Consider the following 20258-nt stretch of genomic DNA (forward strand, 5'->3'; position numbering starts at 1 on the left):
AGCTCAGACACGATCCAAGGGACACCTCATGGCGAATACGACGAATCCAGCGGGCGGTAGCGACGCGGAACAGCATCAGTTGAGTCTGGCGACGGCCGCTGCCCGCCAGTTGACGACGACGACCAAGTCACAGCCACAGATGGAGGAAATCACTCCCCGGTGGCTGCTGCGGATACTGCCCTGGGTCGAGGTGTCCGGCGTGTATCGCGTCAACCGCCGGTTGACCTATACGGCGAGTGATGACCGCCTCGAATTCAGCAACATCGGCGCCAAGGTGGAGCTCCATCCCCAGGAGCTGAACAAGCTGCCGCTGCTGCACGGCTTCGCGGACGTCGACAACCTGGTGCTGAGGGCCCTGGCGAACCAGTTCGTCCAGAAGGAGTTCAAGGCCGGTGAGCTCATCGTCGAGGCGGGCCAGCCCGCCGAGCATGTGATCCTGCTCGCCCATGGCAAGGCCCACAAGCTGGGCGCGGGCAAGTATGGCGATCAGGTCATCCTCGATTCACTGGCCGACGGCGACCACTTCGGGGATCAGGCCGTGGTGGAGTCGAACGACCGGTGGCCCTTCACGGTCAAGGCGCTCACCTCCTGCATCGTGCTGATGCTGCCGCAGCGGCTGTTCGAGGGGGTGATCATGCAGTCCCCCGCGCTGCACGCGCACGTCGAGCGCTACAAGGCGCGCTTGAGGAAGCCCCAGGACAAGCAGGGGCAGGCCGCCATCGAGCTGTCCGCGGGCCACCACGGCGAGCCGACACTTCCCCAGACGTTCGTCGACTACGAGATCAAGCCCCGCGAGTACGAGCTGAGCGTGGCCCAGACCATCCTCCGGGTGCACACCCGCGTGTCGGATCTGTTCAACGATCCGATGAACCAGGTGGCGGAACAGCTCCGGTTGACCGTCGAGGCCATCCGCGAGCGGCAGGAATACGAGATGATCAACAACCGGGAGTTCGGGCTGCTGCACAACGCCGACCTCAAGCAGCGCATCAATCCGCGCAGCGGGCCTCCCACTCCGGACGATCTGGACGAGCTGATCAGCCGGCGCAGGAAGTCTCGCTACCTCCTGGCCCACCCGCGCACCATCGCCGCGTTCAGCCAGGAGTGCAACCGCCGCGGCATCTACCCGACATGCGTCGAGGTGCAGGGCAGACCGGTCATCGGCTGGCGCGGTGTTCCCCTCCTGCCCTGCGACAAGATTCCCATCACCAAGGAGCGCACCAGCTCCATCATCGTGATGCGCACGGGCGTGGACGATCAAGGCGTCGTCGGCCTGCACGAGACCGGCATCCCGGACGAGATCCAACCTGGCCTCTCGGCCCGGCGCATGGAAGTCAACGACAAGGCGATTACCTCCTATCTCGTCAGCGCCTACTACTCGGTGGCCCCCCTCGTGCCCGACGCGCTCGGAGTCCTCGAGAACGTCCAGCTCGGGCGCTGACCGCGACCACCGGGCGGACGCGGGAGCCCTCCCCGCGTTCTCCCCCCACGTCCGCTGACGCGTCCCTCACTTCCTCCTGTCGGGCGCCAGTGCGCCCAGCAGGAGCAGATCGGCCAACTGGACGAGAAAGCCCTCGTCGACGTCCTGGCGCTCCATGAAGAGCCGATGCTGGAGCGCCCCCGCGAGGGTCTTGAAGAGCAGCATGCTGTCGAAGCCTGGCACGAACTCGCCCCGGGCCCTCGCGGCCTCGATGACGGGCAGCGGCAAGGCATCCATCGATTCGCGCAGCTGCTGGGCGATGTCCGTGAACTCCGGGTTGCGCTCCTCGGCGATGAGGATGCGCCGGAGCGCCTGCCCTTCCGCTGAACCCATGACCATGGCCATGTGGCGCCCGATCCCGAGCAGATCGCCCCGGAGCGAGCCCGTGTTCGGAGGGACGACCCGCTCGGCGGTGACCGACCGGAGCGCCACCGCCACCAGTTCCTGCTTCGTTGGCCAGCGCCGGTAGATGGTGGTCTTGTTGACCCCGGCCCGCGCGGCCACGTCCTCGATGCGCAGCGCCCCGTAGCCGACGGAGGCGAGCTCCTCGCGCGTGGCCTCGAGAATGCCTCGCACCACGGGCTCTCCGCGCACGAGCATTCGCTTCTTGCAAGCTTTTCGTTTTGCTCCCACTTGACCGCTCACTCGGCGACCACTGCACCACACCGCTCCACCTCCAGCAACCCTGGTTTCCAAGAGATTGGAACATCGCAACTTCCTGTTGCGATGCGCCAGCGGGGAGTCTATATCCATCGCAACTAGAAGTTGCGGTTTATCGCGTACAACGCGCGATTCCTCCCTCCCCCTGATTCCAAGACGGAACGAGCATGACCTCGACGACTGATGCTTCCCGAAAGCCCGCGACGTTCCTGCTGACGAGCACGACCGCGCCGGGACACTTCCTGCGTGTCCTCGATCTCGCGCAGCAGCTCACCTCCCGCGGCCACCGGGTGCTGTTCAAGGCGAAGGCCAACATGGCGGCCGAGGTGAAGGCCGCTGGCGCGGAACTCCTGCCCTACGAGCACATTATTGATCTCCAGGACTTCGCGACTCTCACTCCCCACGCCAGCCTGCCGGCCTGGATGCCGACGATTCCGTTCGGCTTCGCGCACGTCCGCCGCCTCATCCTGGCGAACAACGTCCAGCTCGCGATGGAGCTCGAGCCCGTCCTGCGGCGGGAGCAGGTGGACTGCGTGGTCTACGACTTCTTCGAGGTGGGCGCGGCCTGGGCCGCGGAGCGCGCCGGCATCCCCTTCGTGAGCGCCGGAAACATGGGCAGCACCGTCAACCGGGACGAGCTGCCACTGATGTTCAGCGTGCAGCCGAAGATGCGGCACATCAGCCGGATCCCCGCGCTGGCGCACGGGCTGCTCGGCCAGTTGTTCTCCCTGCGTGAGCCAAGAGCGAAGCTCGGACTGCCCCCCTATACCGGCCGGGCAGCGGACATGGTCCAGGGAATGATCTCCCCCCGACTCCACATCGTCATGGGTCCCCAGGGCCTGGCCGGGGACATCCCGCTGCGCGACCGTCAGCTCTTCGCCGGGCCGACGACCTTCAACGTGCCCTCCAAGAACCAACCGCCGCGAGAGGCAGTGCGCATGGAGCCCGGCACGGTGGTCATCAGCACGACGACGACTCCTGGGGACAACGGCCTGTTCCGGCGCGTGCTGGAGGCCGTCGCGCCGATGAACGTCCCCGTGCTCGCCACGTCCGCGGGCGCCCAGGACATCCCCTCCGGACTCGGTTCCCATATCCGCATCGAGCGCTACGTCCCCCACGACGAGGTGTTCCCCCAGGCCCGTGCGCTCGTCACCCACGGCGGATGGGGCACGGTGGGACGCGCGCTGACCTACGGGCTGCCCCTGCTGGTCATTCCTCTCTTCGGCGACCAGTTGTTGAACGCGGCGCTGGTGGAGCGCGCGGGGCTCGGGCGCTACCTGCCCCTGGACAAGGCGACGCCCGAGACGATCCGCGCCGAACTCCAGAAGCTCCTGGCGGACGAGGGCATCCGCAACCGCATGAAGAAGATCTCCGCGGACATCAAGCAACTCAAGAGCGAGCAGGTCGCCGCGCAGGCGCTCGAGAAGATCGCCTTCGAGGGCAAGGTGGACGTCAAGGCCCGCGCCACCGCGGCCTAACGCTGCCCCTCTCCCTGGACACACACCACCCATGAGCACCCTGACCGCCACCGCCCCCGCGACGATGCCCGGCGAGCGCATCGACTACGCGAGCACACTCACCCCCCGCACCAAGGCGCTCGTCCTGGCCGGCGTGATGCTGGCCCTGTTCCTGGCCGCGCTCGATCAAACGATCGTCACCACGGCCCTGCCGCGCATCGTCTCCGAGCTCCAGGGCATGGAGTTCTTCGCGTGGACCTCGACGTCCTACCTGCTCGCCAGCACCACCCTGATACCCATCTACGGCAAGCTCTCGGACAGCCTCGGCCGGAAGACCATCATCCTCGCGGGCATCGCCATCTTCCTCGTGGGCTCGGTGTTGTGCGGCCTGGCGGACTCCATGCTCGCGCTGGTGGTGTACCGGGGCATCCAGGGCATGGGAGCGGCGGCCATCACCTCCACCGCCTTCGCCGTCCCGGCGGACCTGTTCGTTCCCTCCGAGCGGGCCCGTTACCAGGGCATCTTCGGCACGGTGTTCGCCGTGTCCAGCATCGTCGGCCCGCTGCTCGGGGGCACGCTCACCGACACGGTGGGCTGGCGCTGGGTGTTCTTCATCAACCTGCCGCTGGGTGCCATCGCGGTCGCGTTCATCTGGCTCAAGATGCCGCGTCTGCACAGCGGCGTGGCCAGCAAGGTGGACTGGCTCGGCGCCCTGCTGCTCATCGTCGCGACGGTGCCCTTCCTGCTCACGCTCCGGGGTGATCGGCCGCTCGCGGCGTGGCTGTCGCCCGGGGTGCTCGGGATGCTCGCCCTGTCGCTCGTGGGGCTCGTGCTGTTCATCGTCGTGGAGCGGCGCACCCCGCATGCCATCATCCCGTTCACGCTGTTCCGCAACCGCGTGTTCTCGCTGGTGAGCCTGGCGTCGGTGTGCAACGGCGCGGCGTTCTTCTCCGCCCTGCTCTTCCTGTCGATCCTCGCCGTCAATGGACTGGGGGCCACGGCGAGGGAGGCGGGCATCGCGATGATGCCGCTCACCGCCGCCGTGGTGCCGACGTCGCTCGTGACGGCGCGCTGGGTGAGCCGCACGGGACGCTACAAGGTGGTCATCGTGAGCGGCTTCGTGTTGATGTGCCTGAGCCTGTTCCTGCTCGGCCGGCTCACGGCGGAGAGCACCCTCTGGGACATTGGCGTGTGCACCTTCATCTTCGGCTGCGGCATGGGCCCCCTGCAGCCGATGCTCACCCTGTCCGTCCAGAACGCCGTGGAGCTCCACCAGGTGGGCACCGCCACGGCCGGGCGGCAGTTCTTCCAGCAGCTCGGGCAGGCCCTGGGCAGCGCCGTCTTCGGCCTCATCCTCACCGCCTCGGTGACGCATTCGCTCACGGACTCGCTCCGGCCCGTGCGTGAGCAGGTCCCCGTGGCCCTGCAGCAGCGGTTCGATGCCTGGTTCGACACCGAGCGCATCCGCAAGGGCGGCGGCACGCAGGAGGGTGCCAGTCAGGACCAGGGCCCGGCGGGTGGAGGCCTCACGGCCGAGGTGCATGCCCGTTATGACGCCCTCCGGCGCGAGCCTGGCGCCAACCAGGCGGCCCTCGAGCAGGAGGAAGCACGGATGCTCGAGGCCGTCCATGCCGGAGAGCGCGCGGTCCGCGCCTCGTTCGTCCAGGGCGTGACCCACGTCTTCGGCTGGTCGCTGCTCGTGGGCCTGTTCGCGCTGCTGCTCGCCGTGTTCACGCGGGAGATTCCCCTGCGCAAGACGAACCGTCCCGCGACTCCGGTCGCGAGCGAGTAGCGCCTCTTCCGTCTCTTCACCCCCACGCGCGGACGGGAAGCCGCCACGCGCTCAGCCGTAAAGGAAGCCAGATGAAGCTCACAGTCATTGGAACGGGGTATGTCGGTCTCGTGGCCGGCGTGGGGTTCGCCGACGTCGGCAATGACGTCGCTTGCGTCGACGTGGATGCGGCCAAGATCGCGCGCCTCGAGCGCGGCGAGGTTCCCATCTACGAGCCGGGGCTCGACACCCTCATCACCACCAACGTCAAGGCCGGGCGCCTGACCTTCTCGACGAACATCGCCGCGGCGATCCGCGCCGCCGAGGTCGTCATCATCGCCGTGGGCACGCCGCCCCAGGCGGATGGCTCCGCCAACCTGTCCGCCGTCTTCGCCGTCGCCGAGACGATTGGCCAGAACATGAACGGCTTCAAGGTGGTGGTCACCAAGAGCACCGTGCCGGTGGGCACCGCCGATCGCATCGAGGAGATCATCGCCCGCTACACCGACCAGCTCTTCGGCGTCGCGTCGAACCCCGAGTTCCTCAAGGAAGGGGCGGCGATCCACGACTTCATGAAGCCCGACCGCGTGGTGCTCGGCTCCAACAGCGCGCGCGCGCTCGAGGTGCTGCGCGAGCTGTACACCCCGCTCGTGCGCTCGAGCGAGAGCATCCACACGATGGACGCGCGCTCGGCCGAGCTGACCAAGTACGCGGCCAACGCCATGCTCGCCACGCGCATCTCGTTCATGAACGACCTGGCCGTGCTCAGCGAGAAGCTGGGCGCGGACATCGAGCAGGTGCGCAAGGCGGTGGGCGCGGATCCCCGCGTGGGGCCCAAGTTCCTCTACCCGGGCGCGGGCTTCGGTGGCTCGTGCTTCCCCAAGGACATCGCGGCGCTGCAGCACATCGCCAAGGGCGTGGGGCACGAACTCGAGGTGGTGCGCGCGGTCGAGTCCGTGAACCACCGGCAGAAGCGGCTGCTGTTCGAGAAGCTCCGCCGTCACCTGGACGGCGAGCTCAAGGGCCGGACGGTGGCGGTGTGGGGGCTCGCCTTCAAGCCCAAGACGGACGACATCCGCGAGTCCCCCGCGCTCGTGCTGATCCACGATCTGCTCGAGGCGGGCGCCCGGGTGCGCGCGCATGATCCGGTGGCCATGGACAACGTGCGCGCGCAGCTCGGCGAGCGCATCACGTATTGCCAGGACATGTACGAGGCCGCCGAGGGCGCCGACGCCGCCGTGCTCGTCACCGATTGGCAGGACTACCGGCAGCCGGACTTCGCTCGCCTCAAGGGCCTCATGCGCGCCCCCGTGCTGCTCGATGGCCGCAACATCTGGGAGCCCCAGGAGCCGCGCTCCTTCGGCTTCTGGTACAGCGCCATCGGGCGGCCTTAGAAGCTCGCGCCGATGCGCAAGAGATTGACGTTGAGATCGAAGACCCACTTGTCTTCGCGCGAGCGCTGAGGCCAGTCGAGGAACGAGGCGAAGAGGCTCGTGCTGGATTGCGGCACGTTCCAGCCCTGGCCCACGCTGCCGCCCAGCGCGAACGTCAGGAAGAGGTGCTCACTCTTCACGCGGTAGCCCAGATCGAGCCCCAGCGAGAGCTGGCCTCCCGTCTCCGTCCACGAGCCGGCGTCGGAAAAGCCCACGTCCTGGGACACGAGCCCCGTCACCTTCGGCAGGATGAAGAAGCTGCCTCGGGAGGAATGGGGCGACAGGCTGAAGGCGCTCCCCACCGACAAGGCCAGTGCTCGCGTACGGCAGGGGCCCTCACAGTCCTGGCGGCTCAGGAAGGGCGTGACCTCGAACACCAGCTCCTGCGTGGGGCTCAGGGGCACGTTCATTCCCACGGGGAGCATGAGGTACGAGTTGCCCGAACCCAGCAGCGGCCCCCCGAGCCCGAACGCGAGCGTGCCCAGGGGTTGAATCCAGACAGACACCGAGGGTTCCGATTCGTCATCCAAGGAGGGCGAGACGGCCTCGGACTGTGCCCACGCCGTTCCCGTGAAAAGACATGCCGCCAGGACCCAGAGCTTCTTCATCGATGACTCCCGTGCACTTCGAGTGTGCCGGGCCCGATAGCAAGCACTGGACCAGTCCCCGTTTCCCCCCGGGACACGCTCTTCTGGGAACGCGTCTTGTCTGACGTCTCCGCCCCGTGCCGCTCGGAAATCCGAGACCCTGACAGACATGACGCGGTTTCGCGCCACGCCCGCTGTCAGTGCAAGGTCTCCAGGACGCGATCCTGCTCCCGTCGAATCTCCTGGACCTTCTCCACCGTCTCCTTCGCTTCGTTGATGAGCTTCGAAGGCGGCGTGAGCTGGGGGGGAAGCCCCGGGAGTTCCTTGGCGAGCTCGGGCGGGAGTTCCTCCTTCGGGGGCGGCGCGGGGGCCTGGGGCTTGGAGGCGGGCTTCACGGTGACCTCGCCCCGCACCCTCGCGGCCCGGGAGCGGTAGCGCTCGGGGATGTCGTCCACCGAGTTCACCACCCGCGTCGTCCCCCGCTCATCCGTGTACCGGTACAGGCCCTCCTCGGCCACGAAGGCGCGCGCCTCCTCGGCCGGCGGAGGAAACCCGGTGCCGTCGAAGCCCAACCGGAACGTCTTCCCCTCCACGGTCTCGAACTCGATCGCCCGCCCATCGTCGGTGTACTTCGGGGGGGTTCCCGGCAGGCCCGCCGTCCCCTTCACCCAGGCGAGGCCGGAGAACGGCTCGCGCCGGACCTCCGGAGCGAGCACGGCGGTCCCCGCCCGGAGGAACTTCAGGCGCAGCCCCTGCTCATAGAGCGTGACCAGCTCCAGCCCCCGCCAGTCCTGTCCGACGAGCCCGGGCAGGGAATCGAGCACGATCAGGTGCTGGCCCTCCGGGGAGACGAACTTGAGTTGCTCCCGGGTCGCCACGCAGGTGTCCCACTTCCACATCACCTCGGTCCGCTCGAACGGAGTGGAGAGCGTCGAGCGGGTCGTGCACCGCGAGTCCTTGCCCCCGGGCAACCGCGTCTGCCGCACCTCCGCGCGTCCATCCGCGGAAAGGGCGCTCCATGACAGCTCGGGCTTTTCCTCCGCCAGGCCGGGAGTGTCATTCCCCTCCGCCGCGCGCGGGGAGGCGGGCGCCACCTCCGAGCCGCCATCGAGCGACAACTCGATCACGTCCGCCGGAGCCACGGGCTCGGAAGAGCGCTGACAGCCCACGAAGACCAACACCACCGCCAGACACTTCCCTCGCACACTGCCCCCTTTGAAGACTTCGGTGAGCGCTTCGGGCCGGACAGGGAGGAAGCGTACCCGAACACCGCCGCGCGGGCTCAACCGCGCTCCGCCAGGGCCGGGGCTTTTCGCAGCGCCGCCCAGTCCCTCAGCGCCCGGAGCGTGGGGAGGAGCGCCTGGCCGAAACCCGTCAGGCTGTACTCCACCTTCGGCGGCACCTGCGGATGAACGGTCCGCACCACGAGCCCATCGCGCTCCAGCTCGCGCAACTGCTGGATGAGCATCTTCTGCGACACGCCGGGGATGCCTCGCTCGAGCTCGGAGAAGCGCAGGACCGGCGTGTGGAGCAGGTGGAAGAGGATGACGAGCTTCCAGCGCCCTTCCAGCAGCCGCAAGGCCTCCTCCACCTGGGGCAGGGAGCAACCCGGCGAGCCCGGGCCCGTCTCCTCGGCGGCGCTCGGAGGGGGCTTTCTTTTCGGGGAGTACCCCGCCTTCTCGGGTGTTCTGGGCATCGCGCCAGCGTAATCGCTGGCTCCCGTGTGGGGCAATCACGGGCCCGGTGGCATGGGTCCCACGGGGAAGGGCCAGACCCCCTGATAACCTCTGGACGAAACCCCTCCTGGTCTGGGAGAGGGGCGGGAGTAGATGAGGAGGGATTCTTCGCCCCTCCCCGAGGTCTCATGATTCGTCTCGACAACATCGGCAAGCAGCACGGCCAGCAGATCCTCTTCGTGGAGGCCTCCGCTCAGCTCAACAAGGGCGAGAAGGTGGGCCTGGTGGGCCCCAACGGCGCGGGCAAGTCCACCCTCTTCCGCATGGTCGTCCAGCGCGAGCACCCGGACGAGGGCCAGGTGTCCGTCGACCGGGGCGTCACCATCGGCTACTTCGACCAGGACGTGGGCGAGATGTCCGGCCAGAGCGCGGTGGCCGCGGTGATGGACGGCGCGGGGCCGGTGTCGGAGATCGCCTCGGAGCTCAAGGCGCTGGAAGCGGCCATGGCGGACCCCGAGCGCATGGACGAGATGGACAAGCTCGTGGAGCGCTTCGGCGTCGTGCAGGGCCGCTACGAGGAGCTGGGCGGCTACGCGCTGGAGGGCAAGGCGCGGGAGATCCTCGCGGGCCTGGGCTTCAGCGAGGAGATGATGGACGGCGACGTGGGCGCGCTGTCGGGAGGTTGGAAGATGCGCGTGGCGCTCGCCCGCATCCTGCTCATGCGCCCGGACGTGATGCTGCTCGACGAGCCGAGCAACCACCTGGATATCGAGTCGCTCATCTGGCTGGAGAGCTTCCTCAAGAACTTCGAGGGCGCCCTGCTGATGACGAGCCACGACCGCGAGTTCATGAACCGCATCGTGACGAAGATCGTCGAGATCGACGGCGGCGAGCTGACCACGTACTCGGGCAACTACGACTTCTACGAGCAGCAGCGCGCGCAGAACGAGAAGCAGCAGCAGGCGCAGTTCGATCGCCAGCAGGCGATGCTCGCCAAGGAGCTGAAGTTCATCGAGCGCTTCAAGGCGCGCGCCTCGCACGCCGCCCAGGTGCAGAGCCGGGTGAAGAAGCTGGAGAAGATCGAGAAGGTGGAGCCGCCCAAGCGCCGCCAGACGCTGCTGTTCGACTTCCAGGCGCCGCCGCGCTCGGGTGACGACGTGGCGAAGCTCGAGCGCGTGGTGAAGGGCTACGGCAAGCGCCGCATCTACAACGGCCTGGACTTCCTCGTGCGCCGCGGCGAGCGCTGGTGCGTCATGGGCGTCAACGGCGCGGGCAAGTCCACCCTGCTCAAGCTCATCGCCGGGGACTCCAGGCCGGACGACGGCGCGGTGACGCTGGGCGGCAGCGTGAAGCTGGCCTACTTCGCCCAGCACGCCATGGAGATCCTCAAGCCCGAGCTGACCGTGTTCGACTCGCTGGTGGACAGGTTCCCCCGCGCGTCCCAGGGCTCGCTGCGCGCGCTCGCCGGGTGCTTCGGCTTCTCCGGGGAGGAGATCGAGAAGAAGTGCCGCGTGCTCTCCGGTGGCGAGAAGGCCCGGCTGGTGCTGGCGCAGATGCTCTACGATCCGCCCAACTTCCTGGTGCTGGACGAGCCCACCAACCACCTGGACATGGCCACCAAGCAGATGCTGATCACCGCGCTCGCCAACTACGAGGGCACCATGCTCTTCGTGAGCCACGATCGGCACTTCCTCGGGGCGCTGTCCAACCGGGTGCTGGAGCTGACGCCCGAGGGTCCCCACCTGTACGGCGGCGGCTACACCGAGTACGTGGCGCGCACCGGCCACGAGGCCCCGGGCCTGCGCAGCTGAAGCACTCCCCTGCCCCGGCATCCCTCGTCAGAGGAGCTTGCCGGGGTTGAGGATGCCGAGCGGATCCATCGCGGCCTTGATCGTGTGATGGAGCCGCGTGGTCTCGGCACCGAGCTGCTGGGCGAGGAAGGGGCGCTTGAGCAGCCCCACCCCGTGCTCGCCGGTGATGGTGCCCCCCAGGTCGAGCACGGCGCGCAGGATGTCGTCGAACGCCGCATGGGCCCGCGCCACCTCGTCCGCGTCGTTCCGGTCGAACACGAGCGTGGGGTGCATGTTGCCATCCCCCGCGTGGCCGAACGTGCCGATGAGAACCCGGCGCTCCGCGGCGATGCGCTCGACCGCCGCGAGCAGCTCCGCCAGGCGAGACACGGGCACGCAGACGTCATCCAGCAGCGTCGTCCCCTGCTTCTCCAGGGCGAGGAAGGCGAAGCGGCGCGCGGCGAGCAGGGACTCGCCCTCGGCCTCGTCGGAGGACTGGATGACGAAGGTGGCGCCGGCGGCCTCGCACACGGCGGCCATGCGCGCGCACTCCGCCACGCCCTGCTCTCCCCCCGCGTCCGAGCGCGCCAGGAGCAGCGCCGCCGCGTCCACGTCCAACCCCAGCGGCATGTGGGCCTCCACGGCGCGCACGGTGGCGCGGTCCATCAACTCCAGGAGCGAGGGCCGGGTGTCCGCCACGATGTCGATGACGGCCGCGCCCGCCGCGACGAGCGTGGGGAACGAGGCCACCAGGGTCGTGGCCTTGGGAGGACGGGGGCGCAGCCGCAACGTGGCCTCGGTGATGATGCCGAGCGTGCCCTCGGAGCCGACGAACAGGCGGGTGAGATCGTAGCCCGCCACGTTCTTCACCGTGCGGCCGCCGGTGCGCACGACGGAGCCATCCGCGAGCACCACCTCCAGCCCGAGCACGGCGTCTCCCGTCACGCCGTACTTCACGCAGCACAGGCCCCCCGCGTTGGTGGCGAGGTTGCCGCCGAGGGTGGAGAACTCCCAGCTCGCCGGGTCCGGCGCGTACCACAGCCCCACTTCCGCCGCGGCCACCTTGAGCGCGCCGTTGATGACACCGGGCTGGACGACGGCGAACAGGCTCTTGCGGTCCAGCTCCAGGATGCGGTTCATCCGCGTGAGCGAGAGGAGGAGGCAGCCGTCCACGGCGTTGGCGCCACCCGACAGGCCCGAGCCCGCTCCCCGGGCGACCACCGGGACGCGGTGGGCCGACGCCACCCGGAGCACCGCCTGCACCTCGGCCGTCGACGCGGGGCGGACGAGGGCACGCGCCACGCCCGCGGGGGCCCAATCGGCTTGATCCCTCCGGTGGGCCTCGAGCACGTCGGCGTCGGTGACGAGTCCCTCGGGCGGCAGCACGGCCGCGAGCTGCTTCAACCAGTCCACGCTCATGGGCGCGACGCTACATCGTCCAAGCTCCGTGGTAGGAGGGATGCATGTCGCAATCCGCTCCAGAGCGCCCCCTCGCCGTATTGGTGGGCGTCCAGCTCCCCAACGTCTCGGACACCGAACACGCCGCCGACCTCGCCGAGCTCGGCCGGCTGGTACATACCCTCGGCTACGAGGTCGTCGCGACCGTGAGCCAACGCCGCGACGGCATCGCGGCGGGAACGGTCCTCGGAACCGGAAAGCTCGAGGAGCTGGCCCGACTCACCGGAGGCCACGGCACCGTGCCCTCGGGAGCGCGCGCGCGCAAGTCGAAGGCCCGCGAGCGCTGGGAAGCCGAAACGGAGGAGGCGGAGGAGGCGGCGGCCGAGGCCGCCCCCGAGGCACCACCAGAAACCGGGGCCGAGGAGGCCGAGGAGGCCGACGAGGCCGAGGAAGCCGAGGAGGCCGAGGAAGCCGACGAGGCCGAGGAAGCCGACGAGGCCGAGGAAGCCGACGAGGAGCGCGCCGGGGCGAGGCCCACCGTGGTGGTGGTCGACCATGAGCTGACGCCCAGCCAGTTGAGCAACCTCGAGCGAGCCACCGGCGCCCAGGTGCTCGACCGCACCGGCGTCATCGTGGACATCTTCCACCGTCACGCGCGCAGCCGTGAGGCGCGGATGCAGGTGGAGATCGCCCGGCTCAACTACCTCGCCCCCCGGATGCGCGAGTCGACGGGAAGCCGCGAGCGCCAGCAGGGCCGGGGCTCGGGTGATTCGGCGATGGAGCTGGATCGCCGCAGGATCCGCGACCGGCTCGCCGAGCTGCGCGCGGGGCTCGCGTCCATCCAGCAGGACCAGGACAACCGGCGCTATGCCCGGAGGGACCAGCTCCGGGTAGCGCTGGTGGGCTACACCAACGCGGGCAAGTCCTCGCTCATGCGCGCCCTGACGGGCAGCGAGGTCCTGGTGGCCGATCAGCTCTTCGCCACACTCGACACCACGGTGCGGGCGCTGAAACCGGAGACCCGGCCGCGGATCCTCGTCTCGGACACCGTGGGCTTCATCCAGAAGCTGCCGCACGATCTCGTGGCCTCCTTCCGCTCCACGCTCGACGAGGCGCTGGAGGCCTCGCTGCTGCTCTACGTGGTGGATGCCTCCGACCCCACGTGGCAGGCCCAGCTCGAGGTCACCCGCTCCGTGCTCCGCGAGATTGGAGCGCAGAGCGTCCCGAGCCTGCTGTTGTTCAACAAGGCGGACCGGCTCTCCGCCGAGGCTCGCGAGGCCCTGCTCCAGGAGCACCCCGAGGCGCGCGTCCTCTCGGCGCACTCGCCCGACGACGTCGCGGCGCTGCGCCAGGGCATCGTGGAGTTCTTCGAGCGCTCCATGATCGAGGCGGACCTGGTGATTCCCTATGCGCGCCAGGGACGCCTCGGCGAGGTGTACGAGCATGCCCGGGTCCTCACCGAGTCCTTCGACGAGAACGGCCGGACCCTGAGGATCCGGGCGCTCCCGGCGGCGATCGCCCGGCTCACCCACGCCTTCGGGACGTGAGCCCCATCAACGCGGGCCGCAGCCGATGCGCTGCGTGCCCACGGCCAGGTCATCGATCCACCAATCCGTGGGCACCGACAGGCCCTGGTAGAGGAAGACGCCGGTTTCCATCACCGTGAAGTTCTCGGCCTTCTCCCGCACCGGCCGCGTCGTCGTGGGGGGATCCGAGAAGACGAACCGCTCGGGCCACTCGAGCTCGACTCCGTTGAGCCAGACACGGGGCTCGGCCGCTTCCGGTTCACTCCCGTTGGCTCCATCGAAGAGCCATTCGAGGCACGTCCACTCATCCAGCACGAGCGGCGTGCCCGAGACCTGCACCCACTCGGGAAAGCCAGGCGGCTCGGGCGGGTGCCAGATGGACATGTACTTCTGTTGATAGGTGGCGACCTCGTACCAGTCGAGCGTGTCGAAGGCGCGCTCGGTGCTTCCCGGCCGTGGGTAGCGCGCGTTGAAGAGCCCCGCGTGGGAGACGGGACGCTCGGGAGTCGTGTAGACATACGCCCGACCCCAGAGCACGGGGCCGAAGCCGGCGGGCAGCTCGAAGCGGATCGTCTTCTTGGGCCCCCCCTGCGAGCCCTCCTTGCCGCCAACCAGTTGCCTGGCGTGCAGCGCGTACCGGCCCTGGTGCGCACGCGTGTCATCCACGAGCAACTGGCCCTGGAACTCGTCGCGAGCCGCCGTCCAGCCAGCCGGCATCGTCCCTTGCTCGAAGTCCCAGCACAGGGTCCCCGAGGCCGCGCACCCGGTGGCGGCACCCGGGCCTTCGCCACCACTCCCCCGGCTCGCCTGACCTCCCGCACAGGCGGCGGCGAAGGCCAGGATCAGCAGCGAACTCGAACTCCATGATGCGATTCGGATACGCAATCCGGTCACCTCTTTCGAAAGTCCACCGCGCACCCGGTGGGGCCTGGCGTTGTTCTCCCGGTAGCAGTGACAAACACTGAGCGGCTGCGTAGACGCGTTCCCTCTTCCCGCTCCTGTAAGATGTAGAACAGAAGAGGGGGAACCCATGAAACGCCGAGACGGGCCAGAGAAGCGATGGACTGTCGGCGCGACGGGGCTCCGGCTCCAGGCGCGACGTCCCCGCGCGAGCCGCTCCTCCGCCTTCCGTCCCACGAGCCTGAGTTCATCCAGAGACACGGAGCCCCCCGACATGCTCACCATCCCAGGCTACACCCTACGAGGGGCCCTCAAGGCCACCGGGACCAACCTGCTCTTCCACGCCCTGCGGGACGTGGATGGCCTGCCACTCATCGTCAAGACGCCCGTGGCCGCCGTCGGGCCGCGTGAGAGCGAGCGCTATCGCCGCGAGTTCAACATCCTCCAGCGCATCCGCGACGTGCGGGGCGTGCTTCGGGCCCATGCCTGCGAGCAGCTCCAGGATCGGCCGAGTCTGTTGTTGGAGGAGGTGGAAGGAGAGGTGCTGTCCGCGCGCACGGGCAAGCCCTTCCCCGTGCGCGGCGTGCTGGACATGGCCATCTCCCTGACGACCACCCTGGCGGAGATCCATCGCCGCGGCGTCATCCACAAGGACATCAAGCCCTCCAACATCATCCTCACGCCCTCGGGGGAGGCGCGCCTCATCGACTTCGGCACCGCCACCCTCCAGATGGTCGAGCACGTGGACGCGGCGCCGACCACGCTCGTCGAGGGAACCCTGGCCTACATGTCGCCCGAGCAGACCGGGCGGATGAACCGCTCGGTGGACTACCGCACCGACTTCTACTCGCTGGGTGTCACCCTCTATGAGCTGCTGGCGGGCATGCGCCCCTTCCATGGGCGTGACGCGCTCGAGTGGTTCCACGTCCACATGGCGGTGGAGCCCCAGCCGCTCACCGAGCGCGTCGCGGACATTCCTCCCGTGCTGTCCGCCATCGTGCTCAAGCTGCTGGCCAAGGTGGCCGAGGAGCGCTACCAGAGCGCCGATGGGCTGAAGGCGGACCTGGAGCGCTGCCGGGACAACCTGCTGCGGGGCCAGCACGAGGACTTCCCTCCGGGGATGTACGACTTCCCCACCCGCTTCCAGCTCCCCCAACGTCTCTATGGGCGCGACGCCCACGCCGCCGCGCTGCTCCAGGGCTTCGAGCGCGTCGCCCGGAGCGGACAGCCCGAGCTCATCCTGGTGCGCGGCTATTCCGGCAGCGGCAAGTCCGCGGTGGTGCACGAGCTGCACAAGCCCGTGGTGCGCCACCGCAGCTTCTTCCTGCGCGGCAAGTTCGAGCAGTTCCAGCAGGCCAGCCCCTACTCCACCCTGGCGCAGGCCATCCGCGGGCTGACGCAGCAACTGCTCGCGGGCAGCGACGAGTCCCTGGCGTACTGGCGCGGGCGCCTCCAGGAGGCCTGGGAGGGGCAGGGTCAGGTGCTCGTGGACGTGGTGCCCCAGCTCGAGCTCGTCGCGGGCAAGCAACCCCCCGCTCCGGAGCTGCCTCCCTCCGAGGCCCAGCAGCGCTTCAACCGCGTGTTCCGCGAGTTCCTCGGCCTCTTCGCCACCTCGGAGCACCCGCTCGTCCTCTTCCTGGATGATCTGCAGTGGGCCGATCCCGCCAGCCTCCAGCTCCTCCTTCACCTGCTCACCCACGCGGACACGCCGCCCATCCTGCTCATTGGCGCCTACCGCGACAACGAGGTGGGCCCCTGCCATCCCCTGGCGCGCGCGCTCGAGGAGATGCGCACGGCCGGTGCGCGCACGCGGGACGTCCAGCTCGAACCCCTGGGGCTCGAGGAGGTGCGGCAGCTCGCCACGGACGCGATGCCCGGCGCGAACGAGGGGCTCATCGCGCCGCTCTCGGCCCTGGCCCTGGAGAAGACCGGAGGCAACCCCTTCTTCCTCCTGCAGTTCCTGCTGACGCTCCACCAGGATGGACTCCTGGTGCACGCCCCCGACGGCACCTGGAGGTGGGACGAGGACGGAGTCCGGGCCCGGGGCTACTCGGACAACGTCGTCGACTTCATGGTGGGCAAGCTGCGTCAGTTCCCCGCCGGCACCCAGCACCTGCTGCGGCTGGCCGCCTGCGTGGGCAACTCCTTCCCGCTCCAGATGCTGAGCGCGCTCCGCGGCGACACGGAGGCCGCCGAGCTGGAGCGGAACCTGGAGCCCGCCTTCCAGGAGAACCTGCTGGTGCGCACCGGCGCGGATCAAGGCCGGTTCAGCCATGACCGCATCCAGCAGGCCGCCTATGCCCTCATCGAGGAGCAGGAGCGCAATCTCGTCCACCTGCGGATCGGCCGCATGTTGCTGGCGAACCTGTCCCCGGAGGCCCTGCAGGAGAAGCTCTTCGATGTCGTGAGCCAGCTCAACGCCGGAGCGGAGCTGCTCCACGATGACGCGGAGCGCCTGCGCGTGGCCCACCTGAACGCCGAGGCGGGCCGGCGGGCCAAGGCCTCGATCGCGCTGCGCTCGGCCATCACCTACTTCACCAAGGCCTTCCAGCTCCTGCCCGGCGATCCCTGGGAGACGGAGCCCGTGCTCGCCATCAAGCTGAGCCTGGAGCACGCCAGCTGCAAGTTCATGAGCGGCAATGCCGCCGACGCCCTGCAACTGGTGGAGGGGTTCCTGGGCCGCGCCCGCACCCGCGCGGACATCGCGGCGGTGTACTGCCTGAAGACAGACATCCTCATCGGCATGGGCGACATCCAGACCGCCGTGACCTGCCTGCTGGAAGGATTGGCCCTGGTGGGCATGCCCATGTCCCCGCACCCCACCTGGGAGGAGGTGGAGGCCGCCAACGCGGAGGTGTGGGCCCTGTTGGGAGAGCGTTCCATCGAGAGCCTCGTCGGGCTGCCGCCCATGACCGATCCAGACATGGAGGCGGTGATGAGCCTCCTGGGCGCCATGTATGCGCCCGCGTTCGTCACGGACACGAACCTGCTCATCCTCCATCTCAGCCGGATGGTCGCGCTCAGTCTCCGTCATGGCAACACGGCCGCCTCCGTGCACGGCTACTCCTGGTATGGAGTGGTGCTCGGCTCCGCCTTCAAGCGCTACCCGGAGAGCCTCGCCTTCGGCCAGCTCGCGTGCGACCTCGCCGAGAGCCGGGGGTTCACCGCCCTGAGGGCCAAGGCGCTCTACGGCCTGGAGATCATCAGCTACTGGACCCAGCCCCTGTCCATCGGGCTGGGGCTCGTGCGCGAGGCCTTCCAACAGGCGCTCCAGAGCAGTGACAGTCAGATCGCCGGCTACTGCTGCAACCACATCGTCACGGACCGCTTCCTGCTGGGGCACGATCTGGAGGAGGTCTACCGGGAATCGGTGGCGAACCTGCACTTCACCCGGGGAGCCGACTTCCTGGACTCGGGCGACATCATCTACTTCACCCAGCGCCATGTGCAGCAGCTGCGCGGTCTCACGGCCTCGTTCGGCACGATGAATGGCGAGGACTTCGACGAGGAGACCTTCGAGGCCGGATTGACGCCGCAACGCATGAGCACCATGCGCTGCTGGTATTGGCTCATCAAGGCACAGTCGCGCTACATGAGCGGCGCGTACCAGGAGGCGCTCGAGTGCGCCAACAAGAGCGAGGAGCTGAGCTGGTCCTCGCTCGGTCACATCCAGCTGATGGACCTGCACCTCTTCCGCGCCCTGGCCCTGGCCGCCTGCTACGCGCGGATGACGCCCGAGAAGCGGCAACAGGCGCTCGCGGAGATACGGCGGCACCAGCAACGACTGGCGGAGTGGGCCCACCACTGCCCCTCGACCTTCCTCGCCCCCGAGCGGCTCGTCGCCGCGGAACTCGCCCGGCTCACGGGCCAGCGGGACGAGGCGCTCCAGGCCTACGAGCACGCCGTCCAGTCCGCGCGCGAGCACGGCTTCCTCCAGCGGGCCGCCCTCGCCTACGAGCTGGCCGCGCGCTTCTGGCGCGAGCAGCGCATCCCCACCCTCACCGAGGCCTATGCGCGCAAGGCCCGCGAGGCCTGGCTGCGCTGGGGGGCGCTGGGCAAGGTGCAGCAACTGGACTCGGAATGGCCCTTCCTGGCCACTCCCGAGGCCGGCGCGCCGAACGTCACGGACACCAGCTCGACGCGGATCGACGCGCTCACCCTGGTGAAGGCCCAGCAGGCCATCTCCGAGGAGATCGTCCTCGAGCGGTTGGTGGCCTCGCTGTTGCGCATCGCCATGGAGAACGCCGGGGCCCAGCGCGGCGCCTTGCTGCTGCCGCAAGGCGACAAGCTCGCGCTCGCGGCGCTCTCGGGCACCGTCTCCGGACAGCCCACCACCGGCGGCTCCGAGTCCCACCTGCCATGGACCGTCATCTCCTACGTCAAGCGCACGCGCGAGCACGTGCTCATCGGTGACGCCTCCCAGCCCCATCCCTTCTCGTCCGATACCTGGCTCGAGCAGAGCCACGCCCGCTCGGTGCTCTGCCTGCCACTGATGCGCCGGGAGGAGTTCCGCGGGGTGCTGTACCTGGAGAACACCCTGGCCACCAATGCCTTCACCCCGGGCCGCATCGCGCTGCTCGGCCACCTGGCCTCCCAGGCCGCCATCTCCATCGAGAACGCGCGGCTGTACGCCGACGTGCAGAACGCCGAGGCCGCCCTGCGCCGCTCCAACGACGAGCTGGAGAAGCACGTGGAGGAGCGCACGCGCGAGCTCAAGCGCACCCAGGTGCGCCTGGTGGACGCCGCGCGCGCGGCGGGCATGGCGGAGATCGCCGCCAACGTGCTGCACAACGTGGGCAACGTCCTCACCAGCGCCGTCATCAATCTCCAGATGGTGCGCGAGACGATGAACGCCTCGCGCCTGGGACGGCTCAAGCAGGTCACCCAACTGCTCGACGAGCACCACGGCGACCTCCCGGGCTTCTTCGCCCGGGATGTCCGCGGCGCGCAGCTCCCCGGCTACCTGTCCGCGCTCTCCGAGGAGCTCCTGCGCGAGCGCTCCTCGCTCCAGGAGGGCATGGCCGCCATGGACAAGCACATCGAGCACATCCGGGCCATCGTCCAGGTCCAGCAGACCTATGCCCACAGCACCCTCGTCACCGAGGAGTGCGACCTCGGGCGGCTCGTGGAGGATGCCCTGAGCCTCCAGCGGGCCTCGCTCCAGCGCCACGGCATCACCGTCACCAAGGAGCTCGCCCCCGTCCCCAAGGTCTGTCTGGACAAACACAAGGTGTTGCAGATCCTCATCAACCTCATCAGCAACGCCAAACACGCCATGAACCCCATGCCCGAGCCGCAGCGTCACCTGCGCGTGCGGCTGGACACGGAGGGCAACACCGCGCGCATCCAGGTCGTCGACAACGGCATGGGCATCATGCCGGAGATTCGCAACCGGCTCTTCGGCCAGGGCTTCACCACACGCACCGGGGGGCATGGGCTGGGCCTGCACTCCAGCGCGCTGGAGGCGCGCATCCTCGGGGGAAGCATCAGCCTGGAGAGCGAGGGCCCCGGCAAGGGCGCCACGGCCACCCTCAAGATTCCCCTCTCCTGAACGCGGGGCCTCCGGACCGGGGGCCCCGGCCA

13 protein-coding genes are annotated in these 20258 nt (G+C 68.9%); 7 read left to right on the plus strand and 6 right to left on the minus strand.

The features are described 5' to 3' along the window. The first annotated feature begins 28 nt into the window (after positions 1-28). On the plus strand, positions 29-1438 hold the full coding sequence (locus D187_RS32300) for a family 2B encapsulin nanocompartment shell protein (protein WP_002627928.1): 1410 nt from the start codon (positions 29-31) through the stop codon (positions 1436-1438). A gap of 66 nt (positions 1439-1504) precedes the next feature. Here the strand turns inward: D187_RS32300 and D187_RS32305 are convergent, their stop codons facing one another. Next, positions 1505-2077, minus strand: a complete 573-nt coding sequence (locus tag D187_RS32305) for a TetR/AcrR family transcriptional regulator (protein ID WP_002627930.1) — start codon at positions 2075-2077, stop codon at positions 1505-1507. A 227-nt stretch (positions 2078-2304) separates the two neighbouring features. On the opposite strand from D187_RS32305, the gene D187_RS32310 reads away from it, so the two are divergent. From D187_RS32310 to D187_RS32320, 3 genes are all read left to right on the plus strand, one after another. After that, positions 2305-3615: a glycosyltransferase gene (locus D187_RS32310; protein ID WP_020918422.1), complete on the plus strand. Its 1311-nt coding sequence runs from the start codon at positions 2305-2307 to the stop codon at positions 3613-3615. Between the two features lie 31 nt (positions 3616-3646). Next, positions 3647-5386, plus strand: a complete 1740-nt coding sequence (locus D187_RS32315) for an MDR family MFS transporter (protein ID WP_002627934.1) — start codon at positions 3647-3649, stop codon at positions 5384-5386. A 71-nt stretch (positions 5387-5457) separates the two neighbouring features. Further along, the gene (locus tag D187_RS32320; RefSeq protein WP_002627935.1) at positions 5458-6759 is read left to right on the plus strand and encodes a UDP-glucose dehydrogenase family protein; all 1302 of its coding nucleotides are present in this window, start codon (positions 5458-5460) and stop codon (positions 6757-6759) included. Here D187_RS32320 and D187_RS32325 read toward each other — a convergent pair. The 3 genes from D187_RS32325 to D187_RS32335 all read right to left on the minus strand — a co-directional run bounded on the left by D187_RS32325 (position 6756) and on the right by D187_RS32335 (position 9081). Further along, positions 6756-7406, minus strand: coding sequence for a hypothetical protein (locus tag D187_RS32325; RefSeq protein WP_002627936.1), 651 nt, complete (start codon positions 7404-7406; stop codon positions 6756-6758). The two genes, D187_RS32320 and D187_RS32325, sit on opposite strands and share 4 nt — an antisense overlap. 176 nt (positions 7407-7582) lie before the next feature. Next, entirely contained in the window at positions 7583-8590 is a 1008-nt protein-coding gene (locus D187_RS32330; RefSeq protein ID WP_155893744.1) for a hypothetical protein, read from the minus strand. A gap of 77 nt (positions 8591-8667) precedes the next feature. Next, complete coding sequence (locus tag D187_RS32335; RefSeq protein WP_002627938.1) at positions 8668-9081, minus strand: winged helix-turn-helix transcriptional regulator; 414 nt, start codon at positions 9079-9081, stop codon at positions 8668-8670. A gap of 168 nt (positions 9082-9249) precedes the next feature. Here D187_RS32335 and D187_RS32340 point away from each other — a divergent pair, with 168 nt between their 5' ends. After that, positions 9250-10872, plus strand: a complete 1623-nt coding sequence (locus tag D187_RS32340) for an ABC-F family ATP-binding cassette domain-containing protein (protein WP_002627939.1) — start codon at positions 9250-9252, stop codon at positions 10870-10872. A 27-nt stretch (positions 10873-10899) separates the two neighbouring features. Here the strand turns inward: D187_RS32340 and D187_RS32345 are convergent, their stop codons facing one another. Beyond that, positions 10900-12270, minus strand: coding sequence for an FAD-binding oxidoreductase (locus D187_RS32345; RefSeq protein ID WP_002627940.1), 1371 nt, complete (start codon positions 12268-12270; stop codon positions 10900-10902). Between the two features lie 44 nt (positions 12271-12314). Here D187_RS32345 and hflX point away from each other — a divergent pair, with 44 nt between their 5' ends. Continuing rightward, positions 12315-13796, plus strand: coding sequence for a GTPase HflX (hflX, locus tag D187_RS32350; RefSeq protein WP_002627941.1), 1482 nt, complete (start codon positions 12315-12317; stop codon positions 13794-13796). A gap of 6 nt (positions 13797-13802) precedes the next feature. Here hflX and D187_RS32355 read toward each other — a convergent pair whose 3' ends face one another. Then, positions 13803-14669, minus strand: coding sequence for a hypothetical protein (locus tag D187_RS32355; RefSeq protein WP_438356969.1), 867 nt, complete (start codon positions 14667-14669; stop codon positions 13803-13805). A 280-nt stretch (positions 14670-14949) separates the two neighbouring features. Between D187_RS32355 and D187_RS32360 the strand changes: the two genes are divergently transcribed. Beyond that, on the plus strand, positions 14950-20226 hold the full coding sequence (locus tag D187_RS32360) for a trifunctional serine/threonine-protein kinase/ATP-binding protein/sensor histidine kinase (RefSeq protein ID WP_002627943.1): 5277 nt from the start codon (positions 14950-14952) through the stop codon (positions 20224-20226). Positions 20227-20258 lie beyond the last annotated feature (32 nt).

It is taken from the genome of Cystobacter fuscus DSM 2262, assembly GCF_000335475.2.
Lineage (GTDB): Bacteria > Myxococcota > Myxococcia > Myxococcales > Myxococcaceae > Cystobacter > Cystobacter fuscus.

Coding starts and splice junctions, on each gene's coding strand:
- D187_RS32360 (WP_002627943.1), top strand. CDS start 14,950: ATGCTCACCATCCCAGGCTACACCCTACGAGGGGCCCTCAAGGCCACC.
- D187_RS32315 (WP_002627934.1), top strand. CDS start 3,647: ATGAGCACCCTGACCGCCACCGCCCCCGCGACGATGCCCGGCGAGCGC.
- hflX (WP_002627941.1), top strand. CDS start 12,315: ATGTCGCAATCCGCTCCAGAGCGCCCCCTCGCCGTATTGGTGGGCGTC.
- D187_RS32340 (WP_002627939.1), top strand. CDS start 9,250: ATGATTCGTCTCGACAACATCGGCAAGCAGCACGGCCAGCAGATCCTC.
- D187_RS32305 (WP_002627930.1), bottom strand. CDS start 2,077: ATGCTCGTGCGCGGAGAGCCCGTGGTGCGAGGCATTCTCGAGGCCACG.
- D187_RS32335 (WP_002627938.1), bottom strand. CDS start 9,081: ATGCCCAGAACACCCGAGAAGGCGGGGTACTCCCCGAAAAGAAAGCCC.
- D187_RS32310 (WP_020918422.1), top strand. CDS start 2,305: ATGACCTCGACGACTGATGCTTCCCGAAAGCCCGCGACGTTCCTGCTG.
- D187_RS32325 (WP_002627936.1), bottom strand. CDS start 7,406: ATGAAGAAGCTCTGGGTCCTGGCGGCATGTCTTTTCACGGGAACGGCG.
- D187_RS32345 (WP_002627940.1), bottom strand. CDS start 12,270: ATGAGCGTGGACTGGTTGAAGCAGCTCGCGGCCGTGCTGCCGCCCGAG.
- D187_RS32300 (WP_002627928.1), top strand. CDS start 29: ATGGCGAATACGACGAATCCAGCGGGCGGTAGCGACGCGGAACAGCAT.
- D187_RS32320 (WP_002627935.1), top strand. CDS start 5,458: ATGAAGCTCACAGTCATTGGAACGGGGTATGTCGGTCTCGTGGCCGGC.